The sequence below is a fragment of the Stenotrophomonas sp. GbtcB23 genome, from assembly GCF_019091045.1.
GTDB lineage: Bacteria > Pseudomonadota > Gammaproteobacteria > Xanthomonadales > Xanthomonadaceae > Stenotrophomonas > Stenotrophomonas rhizophila_A.
Window position 1 is genome coordinate 1 of the sequence record NZ_JAGXKC010000492.1, and the last position, 256, is coordinate 256.

Sequence of the window (256 nt, forward strand, 5' to 3'; positions counted from 1 at the left end):
GGAAAAACCCAGCCGCGGGTTTTACGTGCCCCCGACCGTGTACGGGAACGACAGCCACGACATGACCATGGCCCGCGTGGAGATGTATGGGCCGGTGCCCTCCATCCTCTCCTACGAGGGCGAGGATCAGGCGGTCGAGATTGCCAATGACACGCCTTACGGTCTGGCGGCCTATGTACAGGGCGAGCTCGGCCATGCGCGCAAGGTCGCGACACGGCTTCGCGCAGGCTCGGTTTATATCAATGGGCCGGAATGG

The 256-nt window shown here is 63.3% G+C and carries 1 protein-coding gene; it reads left to right on the top strand.

Annotation, left to right across the window (positions count from 1 at the left end; all coding sequences use genetic code 11):
* The coding region (locus KVS69_RS19880) for an aldehyde dehydrogenase family protein (RefSeq protein WP_217539899.1) at positions 1 to 256 on the top strand (256 nt) is incomplete at both ends.